This is a genomic window from Microbacterium sp. Leaf351, from assembly GCF_001423825.1.
In the GTDB taxonomy this organism is placed as follows: Bacteria; Actinomycetota; Actinomycetes; order Actinomycetales; family Microbacteriaceae; genus Microbacterium; species Microbacterium ginsengisoli.
Genome location: NZ_LMPK01000001.1, coordinates 75,776 through 77,608, shown reverse-complemented (window position 1 = coordinate 77,608; position 1,833 = coordinate 75,776). Strand labels below are relative to the sequence as shown.

The window sequence follows — 1,833 nt, the reverse complement described above, 5'->3', positions numbered from 1 at the left end:
CCTCGTTCTTCAACACGTTCGATCTCACCCGGATCGCGCCGATCACGAAGACCTCCGACCCGGCCATCGCCTACGACACGCTCGCCGCCGTGGAGCTGTTCAACGGCCAGACGGGGGTGTGGACTCCCGTCACGATCTCCGGCGCGACCTCGTGGGACGGCCCCACGTCGGGTTCGACGGTCTTCCCCGGGTACACGCTGAGTGCGAGTGAGCGTTCCACCACGACGGGCGTGCGCTTCCTGTTCGAGGAGAGCCCGAACCGGGCGTCTGTGCTCACGCCGGGCTCGCTCACCCAGCCTGCGGTGGGCAGCGGGGTGACGGCGACACAGAACCGGCGCCCGATCACGCTGACCTTCCAGCTGCGCGACGTGCTGCGCTCCGACGGCACGACGCCGGTGCTCTACAACGACCTGTACAACACGTCGACGCCCGGCCAGATCCACAACACGGTGACCTCTGACGCCTGCCTCACCGACTTCGTCGCCGGTGTCTGTGCGGACGGATTCTCGACGACCGATGGTGCGGACATCGCACTGCTGAACGCGACGGCGACGATCACGACGACCAAGACCTGGTCGGGCGGCCCGATCGGCGTGCCGCCGTCGGGAACGCCCGCCGCGGACTACCCGTCCACGCGGGCGACCCTCGACGTCACCAACAACGGCCCGCAGCTGGTGAACTCGATCACCGCGACGGAGCCGTCACCCGGAGTGCTGCCCGGCGACGCCGCCTTCGCGGGCAGCGCGTTCGACGCGTTCACGCTGACGGACATCGCCGGAGTGACCGCACCGCAGGGCGCGACCGCGACCGAGCTGATCCTCACCTACGCCGACGGCACGACCTCGTCGCCGTACACGATCGCGCAGGCCACCGCGTTGACCGCCGCCGATCTCGTGAACGTGGTCGGCATCTCCGCCACCAGCACCGGGCGCATCCAGCCGACGACCTCCGGCAACACCAACGGGCGTCTGCGCGTGGTGATCGACCTGCAGCTGCGCGAGACGTACCGTTCCGACCCGGCGACCGCAGTCGCCGCCGGCAGCGTGCCGAACACGCTGATCGGTCAGCTCGCGGACCCGTCGATCGAGACCGCGGGTACCTGCGCGGACTCGCCGGTCGCACCGAGCCCGGCACCGAACACCGTCATCGACTGCGACAGCGCGGCGATGCAGATCACCAACACGCAGACCCGCACCGTGACGGCCGCGAAGAGCTTCGCGCCGGACAGCCAGCAGTACGAGAACGAGTCCGACACGTTCACGATGAACATCGCGGGCACGCCGGGCGGAACAGCTCGCAGCAACCAGGTGCAGCTGACCGACCACTCGCCCGCGTTCTTCAACGCGTACTCGTTCGCCGGTCTCGCCTCCACCTTCGCGATCGCGAGCCCGGCCAACCGGGTCATGGTCGAGGTGCTCACCGGCGGCACCTACGCGGTCGCCCCCGACAACTCCCTGACGCTCACCGGCGGCACCTGGCAGACCGTGGTCGGCACCGCCGGCACCGCGTGGAAGTCCGCCGCGCAGGCGCGCACCGCCCTCCCGGGCGGCACCGCATCGAGCACGGCCACCCTCGCCGGCGGTGGTCTCGTGACCTACGGCGCGATCCAGGGTGTGCGCTTCACGTATCAGCGGGTCGCCGCGGCCTCCGTCAACGACCCGGCAGCCGCCCTGCTGCTGCTCGAGAACCCCGCGACGCCCACGCTGAACGCGGCCGTCTCGATCCAGCGCCGCACGGCGCTCGTCACGGGCGGTCCCGTGCCGACCGATCTGGCGGGCAACAGCCCCGCGCCGGGCACGACCGCGGCGGGCAGCTTCCCGAACAGCGTCGAGG

General features: G+C 70.6%; 1 protein-coding gene. It reads left to right on the top strand.

The window, feature by feature from the left end:
* Window positions 1-1,833, top strand: a 1,833-nt coding sequence (locus ASG00_RS14995) for a hypothetical protein (RefSeq protein WP_162238305.1), incomplete at both ends; no start/stop codon positions are given.